The sequence below is a fragment of the Paenibacillus silvestris genome, assembly GCF_009882985.1.
Lineage (GTDB): Bacteria > Bacillota > Bacilli > Paenibacillales > NBRC-103111 > Paenibacillus_E > Paenibacillus_E silvestris.
In genome coordinates, this window is record NZ_WTUZ01000040.1 from 1 (window position 1) to 22,091 (window position 22,091).

At 42.1% G+C, this 22,091-nt stretch carries 25 protein-coding genes; 8 read left to right on the forward strand and 17 right to left on the reverse strand.

What is annotated here, in order from left to right:
- Positions 1-96, forward strand: a 96-nt coding sequence (locus tag GQF01_RS32040; RefSeq protein ID WP_161405452.1) for an IS3 family transposase, incomplete at its 5' end; no start/stop codon positions are given.
- Between the two features lie 55 nt (positions 97-151).
- Here GQF01_RS32040 and GQF01_RS32045 read toward each other — a convergent pair.
- The 5 genes from GQF01_RS32045 to GQF01_RS32065 form a co-directional block, all read right to left on the reverse strand.
- Entirely contained in the window at positions 152-682 is a 531-nt protein-coding gene (locus GQF01_RS32045) for a GNAT family N-acetyltransferase (RefSeq protein WP_161412073.1), read from the reverse strand.
- Between the two features lie 10 nt (positions 683-692).
- Entirely contained in the window at positions 693-1,268 is a 576-nt protein-coding gene (locus GQF01_RS32050) for a histidine phosphatase family protein (RefSeq protein WP_161412074.1), read from the reverse strand.
- Between the two features lie 105 nt (positions 1,269-1,373).
- Entirely contained in the window at positions 1,374-2,201 is an 828-nt protein-coding gene (locus tag GQF01_RS32055) for a carbohydrate ABC transporter permease (RefSeq protein ID WP_161411163.1), read from the reverse strand.
- Between the two features lie 14 nt (positions 2,202-2,215).
- Positions 2,216-3,106: a carbohydrate ABC transporter permease gene (locus GQF01_RS32060; RefSeq protein WP_161411164.1), complete on the reverse strand. Its 891-nt coding sequence runs from the start codon at positions 3,104-3,106 to the stop codon at positions 2,216-2,218.
- A gap of 74 nt (positions 3,107-3,180) precedes the next feature.
- On the reverse strand, positions 3,181-4,539 hold the full coding sequence (locus tag GQF01_RS32065) for an ABC transporter substrate-binding protein (protein ID WP_328803576.1): 1,359 nt from the start codon (positions 4,537-4,539) through the stop codon (positions 3,181-3,183).
- Positions 4,540-4,797: 258 nt separating this feature from the next.
- On the opposite strand from GQF01_RS32065, the gene GQF01_RS32070 reads away from it, so the two are divergent.
- Together GQF01_RS32070 and GQF01_RS32075 are read left to right on the forward strand one after the other, a co-directional pair.
- Positions 4,798-5,133 (forward strand): PadR family transcriptional regulator, encoded by a 336-nt coding sequence (locus tag GQF01_RS32070; RefSeq protein ID WP_161411165.1) that lies wholly within the window; start codon positions 4,798-4,800, stop codon positions 5,131-5,133.
- Positions 5,130-6,479, forward strand: a complete 1,350-nt coding sequence (locus GQF01_RS32075) for an FtsW/RodA/SpoVE family cell cycle protein (protein WP_161411166.1) — start codon at positions 5,130-5,132, stop codon at positions 6,477-6,479. The genes GQF01_RS32070 and GQF01_RS32075 overlap by 4 nt, the downstream gene beginning before the upstream one ends.
- A gap of 147 nt (positions 6,480-6,626) precedes the next feature.
- Here GQF01_RS32075 and GQF01_RS32080 read toward each other — a convergent pair whose 3' ends face one another.
- The 10 genes from GQF01_RS32080 to larA form a co-directional block, all read right to left on the reverse strand.
- Positions 6,627-8,060 carry a DHA2 family efflux MFS transporter permease subunit gene (locus tag GQF01_RS32080; RefSeq protein ID WP_161412076.1) on the reverse strand — a complete coding sequence of 478 codons (1,434 nt, stop codon included), beginning with the start codon at positions 8,058-8,060 and terminating at the stop codon, positions 6,627-6,629.
- A 171-nt stretch (positions 8,061-8,231) separates the two neighbouring features.
- The gene (locus GQF01_RS32085; protein ID WP_161411167.1) at positions 8,232-8,390 is read right to left on the reverse strand and encodes a hypothetical protein; all 159 of its coding nucleotides are present in this window, start codon (positions 8,388-8,390) and stop codon (positions 8,232-8,234) included.
- A 90-nt stretch (positions 8,391-8,480) separates the two neighbouring features.
- The gene (locus GQF01_RS32090; protein WP_161411168.1) at positions 8,481-9,380 is read right to left on the reverse strand and encodes a helix-turn-helix transcriptional regulator; all 900 of its coding nucleotides are present in this window, start codon (positions 9,378-9,380) and stop codon (positions 8,481-8,483) included.
- Between the two features lie 458 nt (positions 9,381-9,838).
- Positions 9,839-10,657, reverse strand: a complete 819-nt coding sequence (locus GQF01_RS32095) for an SDR family NAD(P)-dependent oxidoreductase (protein ID WP_161411169.1) — start codon at positions 10,655-10,657, stop codon at positions 9,839-9,841.
- Positions 10,658-10,730: 73 nt separating this feature from the next.
- Positions 10,731-11,309, reverse strand: a complete 579-nt coding sequence (locus GQF01_RS32100; protein ID WP_161411170.1) for a TetR/AcrR family transcriptional regulator — start codon at positions 11,307-11,309, stop codon at positions 10,731-10,733.
- A gap of 432 nt (positions 11,310-11,741) precedes the next feature.
- On the reverse strand, positions 11,742-13,049 hold the full coding sequence (locus GQF01_RS32105) for an ankyrin repeat domain-containing protein (protein WP_161411171.1): 1,308 nt from the start codon (positions 13,047-13,049) through the stop codon (positions 11,742-11,744).
- A gap of 21 nt (positions 13,050-13,070) precedes the next feature.
- Positions 13,071-13,514 carry a GyrI-like domain-containing protein gene (locus GQF01_RS32110; RefSeq protein WP_161411172.1) on the reverse strand — a complete coding sequence of 148 codons (444 nt, stop codon included), beginning with the start codon at positions 13,512-13,514 and terminating at the stop codon, positions 13,071-13,073.
- A 116-nt stretch (positions 13,515-13,630) separates the two neighbouring features.
- Complete coding sequence (locus tag GQF01_RS32115) at positions 13,631-13,999, reverse strand: VOC family protein (protein WP_161411173.1); 369 nt, start codon at positions 13,997-13,999, stop codon at positions 13,631-13,633.
- Entirely contained in the window at positions 13,999-14,478 is a 480-nt protein-coding gene (locus GQF01_RS32120; RefSeq protein ID WP_161411174.1) for a MarR family winged helix-turn-helix transcriptional regulator, read from the reverse strand. Before GQF01_RS32120 ends, GQF01_RS32115 begins: the two co-directional genes overlap by 1 nt.
- A 157-nt stretch (positions 14,479-14,635) precedes the next feature.
- Positions 14,636-15,901 carry a nickel-dependent lactate racemase gene (gene larA, locus GQF01_RS32125; protein WP_161411175.1) on the reverse strand — a complete coding sequence of 422 codons (1,266 nt, stop codon included), beginning with the start codon at positions 15,899-15,901 and terminating at the stop codon, positions 14,636-14,638.
- A gap of 188 nt (positions 15,902-16,089) precedes the next feature.
- On the opposite strand from larA, the gene GQF01_RS32130 reads away from it, so the two are divergent.
- A complete protein-coding gene (locus GQF01_RS32130; RefSeq protein WP_161411176.1) occupies positions 16,090-16,515 on the forward strand; it encodes an SRPBCC family protein in 426 nt (141 codons plus the stop codon).
- 237 nt (positions 16,516-16,752) lie between these two features.
- Positions 16,753-17,499, forward strand: a complete 747-nt coding sequence (locus GQF01_RS32135; protein ID WP_161411177.1) for an SDR family NAD(P)-dependent oxidoreductase — start codon at positions 16,753-16,755, stop codon at positions 17,497-17,499.
- Positions 17,500-17,565: 66 nt separating this feature from the next.
- On the opposite strand, the gene GQF01_RS32140 is transcribed toward GQF01_RS32135, so the two are convergent.
- Entirely contained in the window at positions 17,566-17,913 is a 348-nt protein-coding gene (locus GQF01_RS32140; protein ID WP_161411178.1) for a winged helix-turn-helix transcriptional regulator, read from the reverse strand.
- A gap of 178 nt (positions 17,914-18,091) precedes the next feature.
- On the opposite strand from GQF01_RS32140, the gene GQF01_RS32145 reads away from it, so the two are divergent.
- The 3 genes from GQF01_RS32145 to GQF01_RS32155 are packed head-to-tail and all read left to right on the forward strand — an operon-like array spanning position 18,092 to position 21,561.
- Complete coding sequence (locus tag GQF01_RS32145; RefSeq protein WP_161411179.1) at positions 18,092-19,426, forward strand: spore germination protein; 1,335 nt, start codon at positions 18,092-18,094, stop codon at positions 19,424-19,426.
- Positions 19,419-20,498 carry a GerAB/ArcD/ProY family transporter gene (locus GQF01_RS32150; protein WP_161411180.1) on the forward strand — a complete coding sequence of 360 codons (1,080 nt, stop codon included), beginning with the start codon at positions 19,419-19,421 and terminating at the stop codon, positions 20,496-20,498. Before GQF01_RS32145 ends, GQF01_RS32150 begins: the two co-directional genes overlap by 8 nt.
- On the forward strand, positions 20,485-21,561 hold the full coding sequence (locus GQF01_RS32155; RefSeq protein ID WP_161411181.1) for a Ger(x)C family spore germination protein: 1,077 nt from the start codon (positions 20,485-20,487) through the stop codon (positions 21,559-21,561). Before GQF01_RS32150 ends, GQF01_RS32155 begins: the two co-directional genes overlap by 14 nt.
- Before the next feature lie 68 nt (positions 21,562-21,629).
- On the opposite strand, the gene GQF01_RS32160 is transcribed toward GQF01_RS32155, so the two are convergent.
- Positions 21,630-22,091: a GNAT family N-acetyltransferase gene (locus tag GQF01_RS32160; RefSeq protein ID WP_161411182.1), complete on the reverse strand. Its 462-nt coding sequence runs from the start codon at positions 22,089-22,091 to the stop codon at positions 21,630-21,632.

Genomic DNA, 22,091 nt, shown 5'->3' on the forward strand with positions numbered 1-22,091 from the left:
CGATACATAGATTATTACAATCACAAACGTATCAAATCAAAACTAAAAGGCATGAGCCCGGTACAGTACCGAGCTCATGCCCAACAGGTTGCATAAAACATTTGTCTAACTTTAAGGGGTCACTTCAACAGGAAGGCTGCCTTTAAGTTTTTCATAACTGGATCCAAAAACGTCTAACCATATTGCCATTTTCCTCCGCGTATTCCGATTCAAATCGGCCACCGTTTTTCAGAATGGTTCTCTCAGATGCCTCATTCCCCTTATCACAAACAAGAAGTACCTTATTCAGACCCATTTCTTTCATCCGTCCTAAGGTTAAGGCCAGAAGTTGAGAGGCATACCCTTTGCGCCTTTCAGTAGGTCGTATGCCATAGCCGATATGCCCGCCGGAATTGAGCAGTTTTTCGTTGAGTCTATGCCTGAGATTTGCAGCCCCAACAATCTTTCCTGAAACCTCATCTAGTAACCAATACGTAGAGTGAGGCACAAAACTTCCGTCCATTATCTTATCTTCTGAATCCTGCGAGTATAAGAAGTTCACCATGCCTGTGAAATCATAAGGCTCCTTCTCAACAACCCATGGAACAATATCTTCACCACTGTCTTTCCAATCCTCATAAAACGACATATATTCATCCTTATATTCAGTTGACGGTTTTACCAGCTTAACTGAATTTTGCATCTCTCCACCTCTATTCCCATAACCTCGCAACATTTTTTAGTTCCTTTTCCTTAAATTCAAGTTTATATATATCTGGTTTGCTTGTTTGCTTCCAGAATTCGTAGCCGTAATTAGAATCAAAATATTTTAATATGATCGTCATTATATTTCCATGAGTCCCTATAACGATTTTCTTACCCTCAAAGTCAGAAAGCAGTTTTAAAATAATGGGTATCGCTCGATCTTGAGCTTGTCTTGTTGTCTCCCCCTCAGGCATGCAAAAATCAATGTCCGTGAATGATTTCTCAATCCCAAGTAATAGTTCTTCTTCAGAAATTGGATAACTTAAGGTTGCAATGGGCCTTTCAATGAGTTCATCGTATGGAATGACCTCTTTCTGCAGCTGCTCTGCCAATGGAGCAACGGTTTCTTTGGCTCGATGATACGAACTAGAAACTATTACATCTATGCTTTCGCCACCTAATAACTCTGCCACTCTTAGGGCATCTGCTTTTCCTTGTTCAGAGAGACTTGCCCCTCCTGCTCGTTCAAGCTCAAGTGAAAATGGTGCAATACCGTGACGAACAAAATAAATGTATGTGGTCATAAAGGCAGACCCTCCTTCTTCATCGTCTTTACCGAATAATACCATATTAGCTCTTAACGAAAAAGCCACCGAGCATAGCTCGGCAGCCCAAGTATATCTGTTCATTCATCCCTTCACAGCGGAACTGACCGTCAATGCGCTTTCCACTTGTTCCGTGAAGATGAGATATAACACGACCATTGGCAAGCTCGCGATCGTCATGACAGCTCCCATCCCACCCCAGTCTGTCGCGTGAAGACCTTGAAAATATATGAGTCCAATTGGCAATGTCATTAATGACTCTTTGGTTATCAATATTGATGCCAAAAAGAACTCATTCCACGTTCCCATAAACTGCAGAATAACAATGGTGGCAACTGCTGGAGTTAAGATTGGCAGCATAATACGGAAGAATGTGAGATAAATCGAGGCGCCGTCCATACAAGCCGACTCCTCCAGTTCTTGTGGAATGCCACGCAGGAAGCCGTAGAATACCATCGATGCAAAGGGCAGCCCGAACGCCACATAAGGGATTAAGAGAGCGCCGTAAGTATTCGTCAAGTGAAAATCTTTCACGATAATCGCCAAGGGAATAATAATGACTTGAATCGGAATAAACATCCCGATAATCATGTAAATCCGTACCGTTTCACGAAATTTCCACCGGAGCCTGGCAATGGCATAGGCAAACATGACGGCGAAAAGGACGACGCCGATCGTCGTAACAGTAGAAACAACTATACTGTTGGTGATATAAGTAGGAACACTGAATTTATTCCATGCATTCACATAGTTCTCATATCTGAAGTGAGACGGTATTCCGAAAGGATTGGTAACGAAGATTTCATCATTGTTTTTCAATGAATAGAAAACCATCCAAATTAACGGATAAACGGAAATAACGAAATAAATCCATAAAAAAGACTGCAGGACGACACTGACGATTTTGTTCATACGATGACTCTCCTTTACCCCTGTTCCAAACCGGTTTCTCTGCTATCAAACACTTTGTTGATGATGATGGTGGCGACTAGGCTAATCACAATCAACAAAACCGAAATGGCACACGCATATCCGTATTGATTACCCGAAAAAGCGTTTCGAATAATCATAAATGTGATCGTGTAGTTTGTCGTGCCTGGTCCGCCATTCGTCATAATTGCCATTTGAACATAAGCACCTATTCCAGCCGTAATGGCAATAATAAAGCAAAACTTGAACGTCTCTTTCATCAATGGAAGCGTGATGTGCCAATGTGCCCTCCATTTACCCGCACCGTCGATTCGAGCTGCCTCTGTGTAATGTTCGGGTACGGATTTTGCGCCGGCATAAAGCAAGGCAAACTGAAACCCCATATACTGCCATGCATTGACGAAAGCAATCGCAATAATCGAGACGCTCGGCGAGTTCAGCCAGTCTTGACGATACGTCATCCCAAGTGCTTCAAACAATTTATTGATGATTCCGTTAACCGGGTCATACATGGAGAGCCAAAGCTGGCACACAACCGTGACAGACAGCACAACGGGAATGAAATAAGCGGTTTTCAGTACTTTTCGTCCTTTAACCGTTGGATCCGAGCAAATAAGCGCCAGCAAAGTGCCTAGACCGATTTGGAAAATAACGAGAACGAGCGCGAATAAAAGCCCATTCCGGAGTGAAGTCGTCAATAAATAATCTTGACTAAGCTCGATATAATTTCTGACGCCTATAAAAGTCGCTTCGCTCAGCCCATCCCATTCAAAGAAGCTGCGATAAAAGGTCTGAAGAATGGGATAAAACACAATCACACTATATAGAACAATTGCCGGAGTTAGAAAAATTAAAATAGCCCATTTGTTTCCTAAATATTGTTTCATCTCTATGCTCCCTTTCTTTGAAAAGACTCACACCGACTTACAGGTCGATGTGAGCCATTAGGTACTGAAAGGATCTATTTCTTCAGCGACTTATTGAGATTCGTTACGAATTGCTCTGCGGTAAACCCTGCAACTACCAAGTTCTGCGAATTGTCATCAATGCTCAGGTTCACATTCGTATCATTTTGCACGGTCGCGAAGCTAGTAATATTCGGGATCACTTCTTTTCCAAGTCGAGTTAGCATCGCAGGAACTTGCGCTGTAACTGGCTTATCGACCTTGACGGAGACAATCGGCGTCCCTACTTGCGTGTACTTGTACTCTGCATATTTACGTGCCATGAACGCTGCTACTTTCGTTGCGGCTTCTTTGTTTTTCGTTTTTGCAGAAACGGCGAAACCTCCTGGGCCACCTGCTCCATTCATGGCGAACTTTGCTTTTTCATAAGTAGCTTCATCTTTCGCAGGGAAGTTCATGAAATCTACATTGTCACCCAGATTCTTCTGCGAACTCGGAATTTCCCATTGGCCATTCACGAACATGGCAGCCTTGCCTTGGTAAAAGAGTGAAGAAGCTTGATCGTAATTCGTCTGAGTTGCATTTTTAGCGAATAAACCTGCCTTTTGCAGCTCCTCTACTTGCTTAGCAGCCAGCTTCAGAGCTTCAGGTGTCTCTGCCGCGCCGTTGAGAGCACCATAGCCTTTCGATTCCTCACGTGTCATGAAGCCTTGTAATAAGGCATTTCCAATCCATTTTTCTTTCGAGAAGATGGCGAGCGGAGTGATTCCCTTCGCATTGAATTTTTTTGCGGCGTCCTTCAATTGATCGATCGTTTTGATCGGCGCCTGCACGCCAGCTTCAGCAAAAAGCTTTTTATTATAATACAAAATGATAAATTCAGTTCCAGCATACGGATAGCCATACACGTGGCCGTCTGGTGCAATCAATTTCGCTTCATTGCCTTTGTTCAAATCTTTCTTGAATTGCGCCGTTTCTGGGGCAGTATCTAACGTTAAAATATTGTTCGACTTACTGCCGATCTGCATGATATCCCAGTTCGTGTCGATAATGTCAGGCAAGTCTCCTGTTGCCATTTGCGTTTTAATTTTCTGCCCATTATCTTGCAGCCCAGGGACCAGAGTAACTTCAATGTTTGGCATTTCTTTCTTAAGCTCCGCAACCGCGTAATCGTAAGGCTTCGATGTGTCATCATCAAAATGATTTGTATAGATGCTAAGCTTAATTACGGCATCCGCTGGTGCTGCAGCAGCTGTCGCTGCCGGCGCAGATGTAGCTACTGCAGCTGGTGCTGCTGACGGTGCTGGCGTTGCTTTTGCGCCTGTCTCATTCTTCGTTTCCGTTCCACACGCGGTAAGCGAAACTGCCATGATTGATGCGAGTGTGATGCTGCTCAATTTCGTCCAGTTACTCACTATGTTTACCCCCATTAATAAAATCTAGATTTTGTTAAGCGCTTACATGACTGATTGTAAGGGAAAAATGATTTGACCATAAGGTACGATTCCCCCTTAAAACGTACAAATAACCTGTTTAACTGGAGGGCAATTTTCATGGATACGTGCTTTTTTCCTTTTTCACTTTACTTTATTTGCCAGAATGAGAGTTGGTCATTATACTTATACATAGATATACGAGGTATTAATGGATTCGCATGGAAAGGAGGATTTTTTATGAAAATTAGCAAAGAACTTATGAAAGGCAGTACGGTCATTCTGATTCTAACGCTTCTGAACCGTAAGGATATGTATGGGTATGAGATGACTAAAGAGATGGAAACGCATACGGACGGTGTGTTCACTTTAAAGGAAGGGACACTATACCCCATTCTTCATACCCTTGAATCAGATCAACTGGTGGAAGCCTATTGGCATGAAAAGGATGGCCGTAAACGCAAATATTATCGAATTACGAAAAGCGGCCAAGATGAACTTAGCCTTAAAACAAAGGAATGGACGTTGTTTCGTAGTACGGTTGACCGTGTTATAGAGGAGGGCGGCCGTATATGACGCAGATTCGATATCAGGAAGATATTAAAGAATTCTTAAAGCAAGTCTGCTCGCACATTCGAGCCAAGGAAGTTCATCACGAAGTGAAAATGGAACTTGAGAGTCATTTGCAGGATATCATCGAGGAGAAATTAGACCGAGGCATTGACCTAAATACCGCTATACAAGAAGCGATTAGCCAGATGGGAGCACCCGACCTTATCGGCGCTCAGTTTCAAAGAGTGCATCGCCCTAGGACAGATTGGAAGCTGCTTGCGCTTGTGGCCTGCTTCATCCTTTTGGGACTTGTCGCCGTTTTTGCCGCTCAGACTTCAATTGCTGAGCGGATAGGCTCCTCTACAATCGGAATGAAACAAGTCATCTATGTTTTTATTGGCGTACTCCTTATGCTTAGAATCCGTTTATTTAATTATGAGACATTAGCTCCCTATTCCTGGGTGCTGTATATTGGAACGTTGATCCTATTGATTTTCTCCACAGGGCCAGGATACCGAATGAATGGTTATTTGTACTTAGGAACAGAAATGGTGCATATTGTATCCATCACACCGTATTTGTTGCTCTTGTCAATAGCAGGAATATGGACGGCTAGACCTGCCATCCAAACAACTTCGTCTTGGATGAAGAGAGTAACAAGATCGTCGTTCTTGAACTTCGGTATTCTTTTAATACCCTGTATCTGCTTGTTGAAAGCCCACTCCCTTAAGGATTTGATCTTGTTTATTGTAGGTTCTGCTTCATTGCTTCTTACACTAAAGAAAAGTCCACACATTCTAGTTACACATGTGAGTATATTAATCGGTTCCATGCTCATCTATTTGTTAACCTCATCGAGTCATATGAATGATAAGCTTCATCGTTTTGTAGCCTTTCTAAGACCTCATGAAGATACACAAGGGGTTAATTATGTCCTTACTCAGTCCAAAGAAGCTATCTCATCTGCTAGCTGGTGGGGACATGGCTACGCTTCTCCCCTAACGACTTTACCTGAGCTTCAGTCCAACATGATGTTTGCCTATTTAATTCATTGCTTCGGCTGGATTGCCGGTATTCTAGTTTTCTTGATGGTTATCATGTTTATCTTCCACTCCATACAAATCAGCGGCAAAATCCAAGAAACTTATGGTAAAGCCCTGCATTCAACCTTTCTCACGTTATTTGTCATCCAGTTTATTTGGCCAATACTAATGTCTATCGGCTTGGCACCTATCAGTGCTTTCTCGCTTCCCTTTGTCAGCTATAACGGCACGCATGTTATTTTTCAGTTTGCAGCTATTGGCTTAATACTTAGCGTATATCGACGGAAGGATTTACAAGGGGCTTCAAATAGGATGATAAGAACTTAACCAACTTCATCTCAACCAATTTAGATAAATGTCTTACGACATATAATTAATCCTATATTGTAAAACGTAGACTCTCCCCCATTGGACGCGGCGGCTTTTTTTGTCAACAAAAAAAAGAAGCCCGCCTCAGCGAGCTCCTTATTAATCTTAATGCACCGCATTCATCGTTGCATGCTTAACGATAACGCGGCGAATGAAGAATGCCACTGCTAAGCCGATAAGTGTCACAATCATTGCGAACAAAAATACGTGCTGGGAACCGAACATCATGGCCTTAGCAGCCTCAACGGGTTCACTCGGCTTCGAGGAGCTGACGAGATACTTTTCTATGCCACTTGTTAGAATACTGATTGCGATGGCTGTACCGATAGCGCCTGCAACCTGTTGCAACGTATTCATGACAGCCGTACCATGCGGATAAAGCTCTGGCGGAAGTTGGTTAAGTCCATTCGTCTGCGACGGCATCCATACCATGGAGATACCAACCATAAGTCCGATATGCAGAACTACGATGAAGGCCACAGAAGAGGCAACTGTAATGCTGGAGAAAAACCATAACATCACAGCCACGATGGCAAGACCTGGGACTACAAGCCATTTAGGCCCATACTTATCGAATAAGCGTCCCATACGTGGCGACAAGATACCGTTCAACGCACTACCAGGCAGCAGCATGAGCCCTGTCGTAAACGCGGATAACTTCATCCCGTTCTGTAGATACATCGGCAGAATAATCATAGTTGACAAGATAATCATCATACAGGATAACACTAGAAGCAATCCGACAATAAACATTGGGTACTTGAAGACACGCAAGTTCATCATCGGTGCGCGCATAGAGATCTGGCGAAGTGCGAACAACACAAGAGCGACCAGGCCGATTATGATCGATGAGAGAACGATTGTACTCGTCCAGCCACCGTCCCCTTCGCCTGCTTTACTGAAGCCAAATACGACACCGCCGAAGCCTATCGTTGATAAAATAATGGAAATTAGATCAATACGCGGTCTTGTGACCTCGGTGACGTTGTCTAAGTTTTTCAAACCAATGAATAGACCAATGATCAAAAATGGAAGAGACAACCAGAAAATGTAGTGCCATGTTAAATATTCAATTAGAAGACCCGCCACAGTTGGGCCGGTTGCTGGTGCGAACATGATGACTAGACCAACGAAGCCCATCGCTGCACCGCGCTTCTCTGGAGGATATACGACTAGAATAGTATTAAACATGAGCGGAATCAATAAACCCATACCGGCTGCCTGAAGAACGCGAGCAACCATCAGCATCTCGAAATTGACAGCTAACGCAGCAATCAATGTTCCAACGATTGAGCTTGCAAGCGATACGACGAACATTTGCCTTGTAGTCAACCATTGCAGCAGTAGACCAGTCATCGGCATCAGAATCCCGAGAGTCAGCAAGAATCCTGTTGTTAACCACTGTGCAGTAGCCGCTGAAATCTGGAACACATCCATTAAGTTACTAATTGCTATGTTGAGTGCCGTCTCACTGAACATGCCAACAAAGCCGCAGATAAGCAGCGACGCCATAATAGCCTTAGTATTGTATTGCTTCATTTGTTTCTTCACTTCCCTCTCCTGAAAACTACTCTCATAGTTTTCTTTCTTTATAGTCCGTTCTAAATTACAACAGTCTGTCGAATTATACAAGAGCAAAAATAAATAAAATATATTTCTCCTATACAAAAAAAGAAAACACCTCCAAATAATTCAGGGAGGTGCAGTTCCTCATTTCAGCCCAATTAGTGCCAAAAGTCCTGATAGCATGGTGAATATTGATGGTTTCACGTTAGATCGCGTCCACTGCCAAGCATTATTTTCAATCTCTTTGAGCTCCTGTCTATGTTCTTTCATCTTTTCTTCAAAAAAATGCGGATAATGATGCACGATTTGCACCTCCAATTTCTTTATGTATGATGACCTCCCTTTGCTTTATGCTCATTATAATCAAGCAAGTATGACAGCAGTCTGTCATATTTATAGATAGCGATTTAACATTTTTTCAATTTTATTTTGGAGTAATTGCCTTAATGTGAGTGGTTCAAGTACCTCCACATCTTCACCAAAACTTAATATCGTTTCAATTAACCAGTCAACTTCTATAGGATTAATAATGGTTACCGTTAGCGTGCCATCTTCATTAAAATAGTTGTCTTCTGCATAAAAACAATCCAAAGCATGCGCCGATGATCTCCCTGAGATACGAAGAACAGCTCCCACGATTTCTTGTTTCTGATAGTTCATCGAGAAATCTTGTAGAATTACTGGGTGAATACGCTGATATGTTTCAGTCAGGGTAACCAGATCTATCATTCTTGTAAGTTTAAATACACGGTAATCCTTACGAGCTCTACAATACCCATGTAAATACCACGTATAATACTTAAACAGCAGGCTGACTGGCTCGACGATCCGATTAGCCCTCTCATTCTTAGCATTCAAATATTCAAAACGAATGACCTGACTATCCTTAATGGCAGCTCGAAGGTTATGTAGAATGGCATTATTGGCTCGCCAGCTGCCTAAATCTATGGTCAGGCTCGGCATTTTATCTCTTTGAATAGTTTGAAGCCTATGTATAGTCTCCGTCGCTCGTTCATCTTTGAACACTGTCGCCGTGCTGTGAAGAAGCGTGATCAAAGACTCAATATCGTTGGCGTTTAATAAACTTTTCTCCATTTTATACTCTTTAATGATGCCATATCCTCCATTGACGCCTTGATGGGATACAACTGGGATTCCTGCTGCACAAATAGTCTCTATATCACGGTAAATGGTTCGTTGAGAGACCTGATATTTATTAGCAAGCTCAGAAGCAGAAATCACATCATTATTTAGAAGCGCATAAGTAATCGATATTAATCGTTCAAGTTTCATCTAATCACCCGCTATAACATATAATCGAACATGTGTTTGTATATATTACACCATAATAATCCAATGGGTTCAAGAGGAAATAGGAAAACCGTCAGGATGGATTTCACCTGACGGTCTATAGGAACTGGAGTCCGCTATTTCGAGAAAAACAAAATGTTTCCACTCTGATCGGAACTACAGGGTCTTATATTGCCACTAGGGTATGTTTTTGTGTTAATTTCGACAAAATAGCCGACTGTAGTTCCCCCAGCCTGTGAAATATGCAGCTTTTCTCCCATATAGCGGACTGTAGTTCCTCCTTCTCCTCCTTGGACGTCATCTCCTCGTAGATATTCCCATTTTAAATCCTACACTTAGCGTAAGGGTCGAGAGAGAAAAGTTGAAAACTGACGACTCTTAAACGCCAAAAGGCAGTACGCTTTAATTAGCGTGCTGCCTTCTTTCTTATTAGCTATATATTAATTCGAGTCAGCTTCAACTGAACGATCGTACCATGTATTGAGTTCTTCCATCCGTTTGGTATAAGCATCACGAATCGAATAGGCTGATTGGGAACCAACTGGAAGGCGCAGCGGCGCATTTTCGCTTTTGATTACAGAGATAATATATTGTACCGCTTTGGCTGGCTCGCCAATCTTGATGTTTGATAATCCTTTTTCATAAGCTTCGTAATATGGAATGTATTCCGGCTTTTTCTCCGTCTGCTCCAAGGAATGTCCGAGAAACTCGGTTGCAAAAACCGCCGGTTCCACAATTGTCGTCTTGATCCCAAAGCTTGCGAATTCCTGTGCGAAAGCTTCCGAGAAGCCTTCAAGAGCAAATTTGGAAGCCGCATAAAGACTGAACGGCGGGAAAGACACAACTCCAAAGAATGATGAGAAATTAATATAATGACCTGATCCCTGACGCTTGAATACAGGAAGTGTTGCGCGAATGACATCCAATACGCCAAATACATTGACATCGAACTGTTTCCGAATTTGTTCATTCGTATATTCCTCAAGCATGCCGAACAGTCCGTATCCTGCATTATTTACGACAATATCAATTCTACCGAATACATCAACGGCTTCTTGAACCGCGGCTTGAATTTGGTCTGATTTGGTAACGTCTAAAGCTACAAGATGCACACGATCCGGAGCGAGTGCTTTAAAATCCTGAATGGCTTCGAGTTTACGTGCTGTAGCGACTACTTTGTCCCCAGCTTGAAGAAGTTGCTCTACAAAATGACGTCCGAATCCTGTTGAAGTTCCTGTAATAAACCATACTTTACTCATGTTTAATGTCTCCTTTGATGATTAGATTATTGAGAATGATCATTCTAATATTGGTAAAAAAACGCTGATCCAATTACACATCAAGCAGTGATATAGCGGAATCAGCTATGCGGTGCAGCTTCTCTTTGTTAGCCGAGGTTCGTGCGAGTACTCGCAAGCCCAGCATGGTGTTATGCATGTTTTCCGCGAGCTCACTTGCATCACGATTTGTTACGAACTCTCCACTTTCCTGGCCCCGTTGGATCAGTTCGACGAGAAGCTTCTCTACCTTATCGAAACTTTCTAAGGTCTTCATATCCACTTCTTGATCCCATGGAGCAACCTCCACAGCCATATTGACAAGCAGGCAGCCCGGAGGCTTGTCGTCATATCCTTCGATCATGAAGTCAAACAGAAATCGCACGGCTTGCCTAGTACTATCGGCGCGGGTGATGCCTGAGTGAAATTGCCCGCTCAAGTACTCGTTGTAACGTTCGATGGCTTGTAGAAACAATTGATGCTTGTCACCGAACGTATCGTACAAGCTTCTGCGATGAATACCCAAATGCTCGACTAGAGCATTGATAGAGGTTTTCTCATAACCTTGTTCCCAGAACAACCTCACAGCTTTCAACAACACTTCATCTACGTCAAATTCCTTGACCCGCGGCATTTCACATCCCCTCCTTCCATGAATATAGTTATATCACATTGGGAACGTTCGGTAAAGAATTATTTTTACCGAACGTTCCCGTATTCCGATTAGGGCACTGACAGCACTCCTCCAATCACATAGAAGGTATATTCGCAGCATCGAGTAGTTTATTCCTAAATCAAGAGGCTATCCCGGGAGTCATTTAATGACAGAGGGATAGCCTCTTTTTGAACATTTGGGGCCGAGCCCCCATTTCAGAATAGCGGGAAATACTACCGCTAAATCGCCCAAAAACACTTTACAGGCATGAATAGATGGAATTTCTCCAATTAATGCGAACGATTGAGCTTGGAAACAGTGTCGAAGGAGAGAATTAAATGGATTTTTTCCAGTTATTCGGCCAAAGTAGCGAGGATTCCCATGAAATAAAGGGATTTTTCCCAGTTATTCTCATTCCGGCACTCCATACCTGACAAGAACAGACTTCACAACCTCACTGCCCAAAGCTTGCTCCGGCAATCTGACTCCTGCTGCAATGAGACACTCAGCGACCGCGGCATAATCTCCTTGAGGATCTTGGTAATTAGCCGATCCCCAGATACAGCTATTGAGTGGAGTACCTCCATACTCGTTGACAATATCGGTGGATGCGCCGTGTCCAAGCAGCAATTGGACAATCTCACGGTCCCCTCGTATCGCAGCACGATGTAGAGCTGTCATCGAATGGTTATTACGGCGTGCATCTGGTTGAAAACCAACATCCAACATGAGTCGAACAGCCTCTGCCCGATGATCCCATGCAGCATCTGTGATGATACTCTGATCTTCCAAATCCAGAGAGTGGATAATATCCTGGTACTCCCTTATTAGGTTATGGACTGTTTTTGTATCTGCACGCATGCATGCAAGCAGAAGTTTCTGTTCAACTGAACTGTAAGGCAACATCACGTCTATAATGGCTTCATGTCCCAAGTGTGCCGCAAGAAAAAGTGGCCTTGCCGCTACGCCGATGCTGTACTCATAAATGTGTCCTCCAGTCGATTCACCAGAGGTAAAGTCTCCTTTTCCCATTTGAACTTGCAGGGCATTTGAATCCTCATGAAGAAGATTGCGAACAATTTCAATGTCCCCTAGTTTGATGGCCATAAAGATATCCGTACGGGCACCTCGATGAATCAAATGTCTACATTTGTCCGGATTATTTACTGCATATTGAGCAGGTGTGCTGTAATGGTCAATATCCCGCATGTTAATGTCAGCACCGTGATTCAGCAGGAAATCGATGACCTCAGGCGAAACAGCGTAATGCAGTGGAACCTGCCCATCAGGACCGCGCTGATTCACAACAGCTGGATTCTCCTCCACCATCTTTTGCAGGGCATCTATCATTCCCAAGGCTGCAGCAGCGTGTGGATCAACATGAGCTCCTCGTTCAATCAGATATTGGGATAATTGATGATGATCATGATGCAGTACACCAAACCCGCCTGCCCACCATTTACTCTTGGCATTGATGTCCGCCCCATACTGCAGCAGCACATCAACCATCTCGCGCTTACCTCTATATGCAGCAATGACAATAGCTGGTGTATCAAAAGCAAAACAGGGTTCGTTAATCCGTTTAACAAGGAATGGATGGCTTTGCAGCAAGTTTCCTACAGCTTGTGGGTCATTATTATCAACCGCTTGCTTGAATTGTTGAACAACCTTGTTGTCCTGATCATCCATTGGATGGGAATTATTTTTCGTATCCGTCACGTTCGCGTCCTTCCTCCCTTCCTATGCCTTAAGATTATAGAAAATCTCCGTTTCTAGTTTGGATTCATCCTCATTCCAGTGTCCATATACTTCCAATAACGGGAGCTCATGATGTTCACCTGAAGACTTTACGATTGAACGAATGCTTTCATAAGTTCTCTCTAGTTCACTGTAAGGGCCAACATGCTTACCATAAGCGTATTTTTCTAAAATAACATCCTTCTCTTCCAATAAAGTATCTTCATTAGGAGGTAGTAGCAGCTCAATTCCAGCAAAAATGTTGTCACCATCTTCATAAACAACATGGTTGGTTCCTTTATGTGAGAGTCCCTTTTCACTTACTTCTTTCCAAACTTTATCTAACAATTCGAAAATCGTATCACCATAAGCTTTGTTCTGATCATGAGTTTTAGAAAATCCAAACAAGGTAACCTTTTTTCTTTGATTAAAAATGATTGGTTCCATCATTATCACCTTTTATCTTTTGAATTTGTATTACCTGTCTTATCTAAGTGTAAAATGGTTATTTTTTACTTTCCTACTCCCCTAAACTCTTCTCCAGCCATTGCCAATATCCTGCTTTATGCTCGATAAAAGGACAGCACCCAGCACACGCCATTCCGGTCCGTAACGATGGCTAGCAGGCCGTTAAATGGAGCCTCATAAGCTTCCGTATTGATCGTCCCCTCAGACGAGAATGCTCCATAAATAGCACGGAACTTTTCCTCAGATTCGATTTTCAGGAAAACTCTCACGAAATCACCTTTCATCGCCGGCTTCGCTGCCTCAGTATCGGCAAACTTAAGCGTTGCTGTCCCAACATGAAGGTCCGCGTTAAGCACCTCATCACCTTGCTTGCGCAAAATCGTAATCTCACCGCCAAAAATGCCTTGATAATACTTGATTTCGTCTTTGCAATTATCAACTACGATAAAAGGGTTCACTATCATTAACTAAAACCTCCTTCATTATTGTTTTCTTGCTCACTAAGGTTGCTGAGGACTGTCTTCAAAAGGTCATTTAGCAAGTCGTACTGCTCATCCGTAATGCCCTTCCGGGTTTTCCGCTTGACGCGGCTTAAAGCTTCTTGCACCTTAGGCACCACCTCACGTCCTGATTCTGTCAAAAAGAGCAGCTGATATCGGTTATCCGTGGGATCTGCTTCCCTCCGAACATACCCTTCTGCCTCCAGTTTGGCGATTGCTTTGGCAGTTGTTGTCTTATCAATGAGCAGCCTTTCGCTAAGTGCTTTCTGCGTGATTGGCTGATGAAAAGCAATTGACATCAGGAAAATATACTGCCCACTTCCGATTCGATAAGACTGCAATTCAGATGAGATCAATATCTGCATGTGTCGGTAGATAGCTGAGATGTATTGACCGTGTGATTCCGTTGTGTCCTTGTTATCTGGGCTCCAATGATCGTTCATTTTACTCCTCCTTAAAATAGGGTGTTATTGCAACTAATTTCATCATATGTGAAATAGAATGCTATTGCAACTAATTTCAAACAAAAAGGCCTGACACCCCTGCAGATCAACCCGATTTCAGGTCAAAACACAAGGAACATCAAGCCTTTAATGTGATTTATTCTCCACTAACATAAGGAATTGTTAAAGGACCTAATGGCAAAACCGCTACTGTCATATTACTACCATACTTCGCTTTCAATTGCTCCAATGTAGCTTCGATGTTATGGGAAGTCTTTAGCATTGCTTTTTCCACGTCTTCATCCGCCAACGAGGAATACAAATAAACGTCAGCCCAGACCTGAATGACGGCCTGCTTCTGTACTTGCCATTGATCGAACTTTTGAAAACTGCCATCGTTGATCATCTCGAGAATTTCATGCGGTGTTTTTCTCAACTGCAGAATTTCCGCATAATTCCCATGGTTGGGAATACCATCCGAGCATTCGGAGGCACAGATAATGGTACCGCCCTCTTTGACGATCTTATGGGCTGCACTCATCCCTTTGACGGCCTGATAGAGATTCTGGTCCAATGGGTAACCTGAATTGGAAGTAATCACGACATCAAAACGCCCCTCAACGGGGATCATGGCATGCTTCTTGGTGAACGTACATCCTTGGTCATGGGCTTCAAACAACTCCCCAGCAAACACTTGCGAGATTTCCTTCGATTTATTGAGTGTCACATTAAGCATAAAATGGGGCTTGCACATGCGATTTACTTCCCGTGTCATATCCAGCAGAGGATTATTCACCATATTTCCCCACGTCGACAAGGGATCTCCAATCATTCGGGCGTTATGAAAAGTTAAGATGGTCTCAATTCCTGCGATGCCTGGCATAATCCCTTTCGGCCCTCCAGAAAACCCCGCAAAAAAGTGAGGCTCAATGAAACCGGTAACAATTCTGAAATCAGCTTCTACATAATCTTTATTTAAATAGACATCACATCCAAACTCACTATGGCCTACCTTCACCAGCTCATCTATGTTGTGGCAATGGTGATTGATCACCCGTACACTGTCGACAACGGACTTCCCCAACATTTGAACAAACTCTTCCTCCGTTTGATCGCGATGTGTTCCCGTACCGTTAATGATGACGAAATTTTCCTTAGGCACGTGAGATAGTTCTTCAATGATCCATGGCACCAGCTTCTCATTAGGGGTTGGACGTGTAATGTCACTAATGACAATAGCTACTTTGTCTGTAGCTTTGACCATGCCTGCCAAAGGCGGTAATCCTATTGGATGTCTGAGCGCCTCAATAACGGCTTGTTTATCTTCTTGTAGTCCTTCCAAATGATAAGGTTCGATGATCATCGAATGGTCAGGTACCTCTACCTTTAAAGTTCCTTTTCCGTACAGCAGGGCCGTTTGCATAACTATCCCTCCATCAAAATCAGTATGTAATAGTAAAAGTATAGCATAGACAAGCATAGACAATCTTCTTTTTAAAATTGAAGTTCATGACTGCCGCGGCTCAACAAAAACACAACTTTGGTTCACCATTATTTAATGATATAATGACCCTAGTTCTTCAAATTTCATAGAGTGAGGCGGTAAAAGTCATGGAAACAGCTAAACAAACAGTAACGGTAGAAACCACGGTACATGCGCCAGTTGAACAAGTGTGGGAATTTTGGACTCAGCCAGAACATATTACACAATGGTCTTTTGCCTCTGATGACTGGCATGCGCCAAGAGCCGAAAATGATTTGAAAGTTGGTGGAACATTCGTTACAAGATTGGAAGCCAAGGATGGAAGTTTTGGATTTGATCTTGGTGGCGTTTACGACGAAGTGAGAACGCATGAATTCATTTCCTATACGATGGGAGATGGCAGAAAAGTTGAGATTTCATTCATTCGTCAAGATAACGATACGAAGGTAATTGAATCTTTTGATGCCGAAACTGCGAATCCTGTTGAGATGCAAAAAGCAGGCTGGCAGGCATTTCTAGACAATTTCAAAACATATAGCGAAAATGCTAAATAAGATTTGAATCATATGAGTAAAATTGCATGCAAGCCTCCCTCTTGGGAGGTTTTTTTGCGCTAAAAAAGTCTATCAGATAGCATTTATCACTTTTTAGTTACTATATCACATAAAAGTGGGTACTTCCCATACTGATCCCTTTGATCCATAATAACATACGTGGGAGGTAAATAATTAGTTAAGAAGACTTTCTAACCTATTCTATTCATTTACTACAATATAAAAGGAGATCACATCATGGGAAAATTTACTGGTAAAGTAGCAGTTGTAACTGGAGGAACAAGCGGTATTGGTCTTGCAGCCGCGCAGCAATTTGCCAAAGAAGGTGCACACGTTTATATAACTGGACGCAGACAAAGCGAGCTAGATGCAGCGGTGAACTTAATAGGGTCAAATGTTACTGCTGTCCAAGGAGATATATCAAATCTAGCAGATCTAGATAAATTATACGAGACGATTAAGAACGAAAAAGGACATTTGGACATCCTGTTTGCCAATGCCGGACTCGGGTCATTACTTCCTTTAGGCGAGATTACGGAAGAGCAATATTATAAAACGTTCGACGTCAATGTAAAAGGCACGATTTTTACCGTGCAAAAGGCGTTGCCATTGTTTCCTAACAAAGTAGGGACAATTATCCTGACCGGCTCTACCGCTGGTTCGATTGGCGACCCTGCGTTCAGTGTCTATGGCGCATCGAAGGCAGCCATTAGACAGTTAATCCGCAACTGGATTCTTGATCTAAGAGGAACTAAAATCCGTGTAAACGTCGTAAGTCCTGGATTTGTTCATACTCCCGCGTATGATTATTTATTTGGTTCTGAGGTCGATAATGTCATTGAACACGCCAAATCGGTTACACCGCTAGGCAGAGTAGGAACACCCGAAGAAATTGCAAATGCTGTTATGTTCCTTGCTTCAGAAGAAAGCAGCTATGTGAATGGTATTGAACTATTCGTGGATGGTGGAACTGCACAAGTGTAATAGGAAAGAGGCTCTCCCTTGGTCATTAGTGACTTGGGACAGCCTCTTAGTTTGTTTTATTCCCTTTTAATCCACATTCAAAATTTCATACTCGTCCTCTGCGAATGATGTCTCTGCATAATTTTGGCCCCAATTACAAAGTGCACCCAAAACAGGTTCGAGTGACTGAGCAAGTTCTGTTGTGGAATACTCGACTTTTGGCGGTACTTGTTTGTACATCTCTCTATGTAAAAGTCCACTCGTCTCTAGCTCTCTAAGCGTTTGTATGAGCATTTTTTGAGTAATGTTAGGGATGAGTCGCTTTAACTCGCTTGTCCGTTTAGGACCCTTTATCAAATGATACAAAATAAGCCCCTTCCATTTCCCTCCGATGATCTCTAAAGTAACCTCCAGATTACAATAATACGTTCTCATTGTTGAATGAACATCTCCCTTAATTATCACTTTTTGGTTACTATGCACCATTTATATATGTACGATGATTATTATCATTTAAAACTCATCATATCATTTGCTGGTTTTCTTTGTATATATTTCATGCTGCTAGGAAAATATAACAAAAAGTTTTGAAAGTTAAGGGAGAATCAGGACGATGGATCCACTGATCAAAGAAATTACTACAAAATTTCTGAATAACGATGATTTCTTTCTTCAACAGGATTATTTCATGGATAGCCCTGTTATCTTAATGGGCTTTAATACGATGATTGATTTAACAGAGTCTCGAGAAGCCATTCATGTCTACATCGAACATGCTAATTCAGCTAGTAAGACAATAGATGAATTTATGAGCCTGTTCGGTGAAGTGAAAGAGAACGATATGAATGTAGTCATTTCTTCTATTGTGCAGGGCAAATTAATTATCTACTTCGCAAAATATAATAAATTTGTTGTTTCGCAGCCCATACCTAAATTACTCAATCGGTTTACGGAACCTCCTACGAATGAAAATGTTCTTCAAGGACCGTTAAGTTCCTTTGTTGAAGACATTGAGCAAAATGTTGGCCTTGTAAGAAAACAATTAAGCACAGATCAACTTTTAGTCAAATCGTTTTATGTCGGCCAGGATGAGAAAAAAAAGATTTCGTTAATGTACAGTGAAAATCATGTTCAAATGGAATTGGTGAATAACATTGTTCGTCAACTCGAAATGAATTTGGACAAGAATGTTCACAATTTACAAAACTTATCAAAAACAATGGGTTTTTCCAGCTGGGGACCTTTCACTAAATTTAACACAACAGAACTTCCCCAAGAGGTTGCTCATTCCTTACGTATGGGCAAAGTTGTTCTTTTTGTTGACCGCTTACCTTTTGCACTTGTGCTGCCAAGCTTGTTATGGGATTTGTTCGCGATGGAAAACGATCGCAATTTTCCGCTTCCTCTAATGCTGTCTATTCGATTTTTACGCATAACTGGCGTCTTAATGACTTTAATAATTCCTGCTTTATACGTAGCTCTTGTAGCCGTTAATCCTGAAGTGCTGAGAATTGAACTTGCGTTAGCTGTCTCCCAAAGCCGTGATGGTGTGCCTTATCCTGCACTCGTTGAGATCCTTATGATTCTTTTGCTTTTGGAATTAATCCTGGAAGCTAGCGTGAGATTGCCCAAGAGTATTGGCCCTACGCTTACCATGGTAGGCGGAATTATACTCGGGGAAGCCATCGTCGCAGCGAAATTAGTGAGTAACCTCATCATTATCATCCTTGCTGCTACAACAATCGCAAACTCAACGGTTGTTGGATTTCAAAATTCACTCTCCATTCGCTTATTTAAATATTTAATCGTTATTTTAGCAGCGATCTACGGTGTGTTAGGCATCTTAGCAGGTTTAGTCTTAGTATGTGCCTACTTAGCGAGTCTAACTACTTTCGGAGTTCCCTATATTCAAATTCATCTGGCAAAGGACCGAACTAAAAATGGATAAAAGCTCATCGATTATGATCACGTATTTACTCACTCACTTAGGGCTTATTTTCTTCTTGTATCCGGAAAATATTATTGGAAGCACTGATTCAGCGCATTGGATTCCTATCCTTGTAGGGGTTATTGTGCATTTTGTTGTCATTTCGATCTATATGAAAGGGCTGAGTTTTTTTCCAAACTGGGACATTATTCGTATCTATTCAAATGCTGGAAAAGGAATAACTCTCATTTTTCTTGCACCTATGGCACTGTATTTATTTATAATTGCTATCCTTGCTGTGCGCTCCTATTCAGAGGTAATTACTATCATCTTTTTATCTAGTACCCCATTGTGGTCAATCATGATCTTATTAATCTTCGTGTCCATGTATCTAGCATCCAAAGGTGTTGAAACGATATTACGCACCGGAGTTCTTCTTGGAATTATTTTTCTGCCTTCGATTTTCATCATTTGCTTTACTTCCTTACAGAACATTGATTGGAACTACACCTTTCCCCTTTTTGAACAAAATTTTTCATTCCTAACGAAAGGCTCGTATTTTCAAAGTTTTTTTGCCTTTACAGGAGGCTATTTGTTTCTAGGCTTCGTACAGCCAATGGTTACTTATCAAAGAAAAAAAGTTTTACTCGCGGCCGTTGTTCTTATCCCCTTCTTTATCTTCTCTGTCTATATTCCTATTCTCACTTTTGGAGAGGCGACAGCCGTAACTCTTCATTTCCCCTTTGTTGTTGTAGCGGAGACACTAAATATTTCTTGGCTCATGTTCGACAGAGTCACCATGTTTTTCTTGCTCACACTGATCGCTTTCAGCATGCTTTTTATCGCAATCACACTTTGGGAGACCAACCGCATCATTAGTCAATGCATTCCCATCATTAAACCGATCTATCTAACGCTCGTGCTCTCCGTTCTAATCTTTGTTTTATGTTTAATGATTCCCGACTGGAAAGCGGTAGAAAAACTTTTTTTATGGAACTCCCCATTAAGAATCTTTATTCTAATGACGGTTCCGTTGTCTACCTATTTTCTTGGGCTGCGCTTTAAAAGGAAGGTGAGTCATGAAATCAGTTAAGTTTACCTTACAAATTCTCATGACTCTGGGTCTGGTAGTTACACTTACCGGTTGTTGGGATAATAAGGACATCAACCATCGCACTTTGCCACTAGTTATGGGGATTACGAAACAAGATGATGAGTATAAAGTCATGCTGCAAACCCCTGAACTCGATCAGAATACGATAAAATTGAGGATGATCAGCCAGACCGGGAAAACAATAAGCCAAGCGGTAGATAAGATCAGTATGAATAAGGAAAAGCAAGTCGACTTACTCCACATTAAAGTTATCCTTATTGAGAGAAAAGTAGCCGAGCAAGGAATGAAAGATATTGTCTCTGGCTTTATGAGAAACGGGGAAATTTCACTTAAAGCTTACGTTGCGATATGTGATGATGACATTTCCAAGTTTTTATCTGCTGAGACCAAAACGACGGTTCCCAAAGGAGCTTTTGTTTACGACTTTTTCGAAAAAAATGCGGGATGGAACCCACAAATTGCAAGAGCACAAATTTGGCAGATTTATCGTAGTATTTATTCCTACACCAATGACATTGCGATCCCTCTTGTAAAATCAGGTCAAAATTCCCCTTGCGAATATGTTGGGTCTGCTGTTATTAGAAATGGGGCGATGGTTCAGCAGATCAGCCCCGACGAAACTCTCGTTTATAATGCCTTCAACAGGGAAAGCACGCAGGGAAAAATTGAAGTGATGGATCATGCGAGCGTCTTAATTGTTAGTAATTCGATGAAACATGATGCTCAGTTTGTTGACAATAAGCCATACATGACTACTCGAATTAACTTGAAAGTCGTTATCCTAGAAACCAAAGGAAATCCTTCTCAATCGTTAGTCTTACAAGAATTAGAAACGCTAATTTCAGAACGATTTGAAGCCCTATTCTCGAAAATCCAAAAAAGCGAAGCTGACATTCTAGGAATTGGGCAGCGATTCCGAACCAAAATACCAAGAAAAGATTTGCAGCATTGGCGAACAGACTACTATCCTCAGCTGCAAATGGATCTTCAGTTTCATACAGACATCCAAAATGAAGGTTTAATAAAAATGCGTTCGACTTGAAATGACTTGTAGAGAGAAAAGGAACCTGCCGGTTACCGCCGCAGGTTCCTGTATCACAACCACCTTGTTCACCAATGTTTCTCCATAGCTTCTTCACATGGCATGAAGCCATTCCTCAAGTAAAAATCAACACTATGACTGCTAGGCCAAACAATGAGAAATTCAACTTTATTCTCTTTGGACCACGTTTCCATAGCTTGCTGAATACTGGTCCCCAAACCTTGGCTTCTATAAGGAGGTTGCGTATACACATTCGTAACGTATCCATAATAGGGATCTGGCGACTTGCCTGGCCTTGGGATTTTATGAATCAATTGCAGGTACATATGGGAGACAATCTTACTATCAATTTCAGCGATCCAAATGTACCAGTCTCCGCTTTCAATCGCTCTCACCAAAAATCCGCTGCAAGTCTCATAAAACTCCTCCAAGTTAACTGCATTTAAATCCTGATCTTCCGCTGTAAAGTCCCAGCGCAGCTGTACAAGCTGCTCAACATCGTCCACCGCAGCGAGCCGTATAATCGCCAT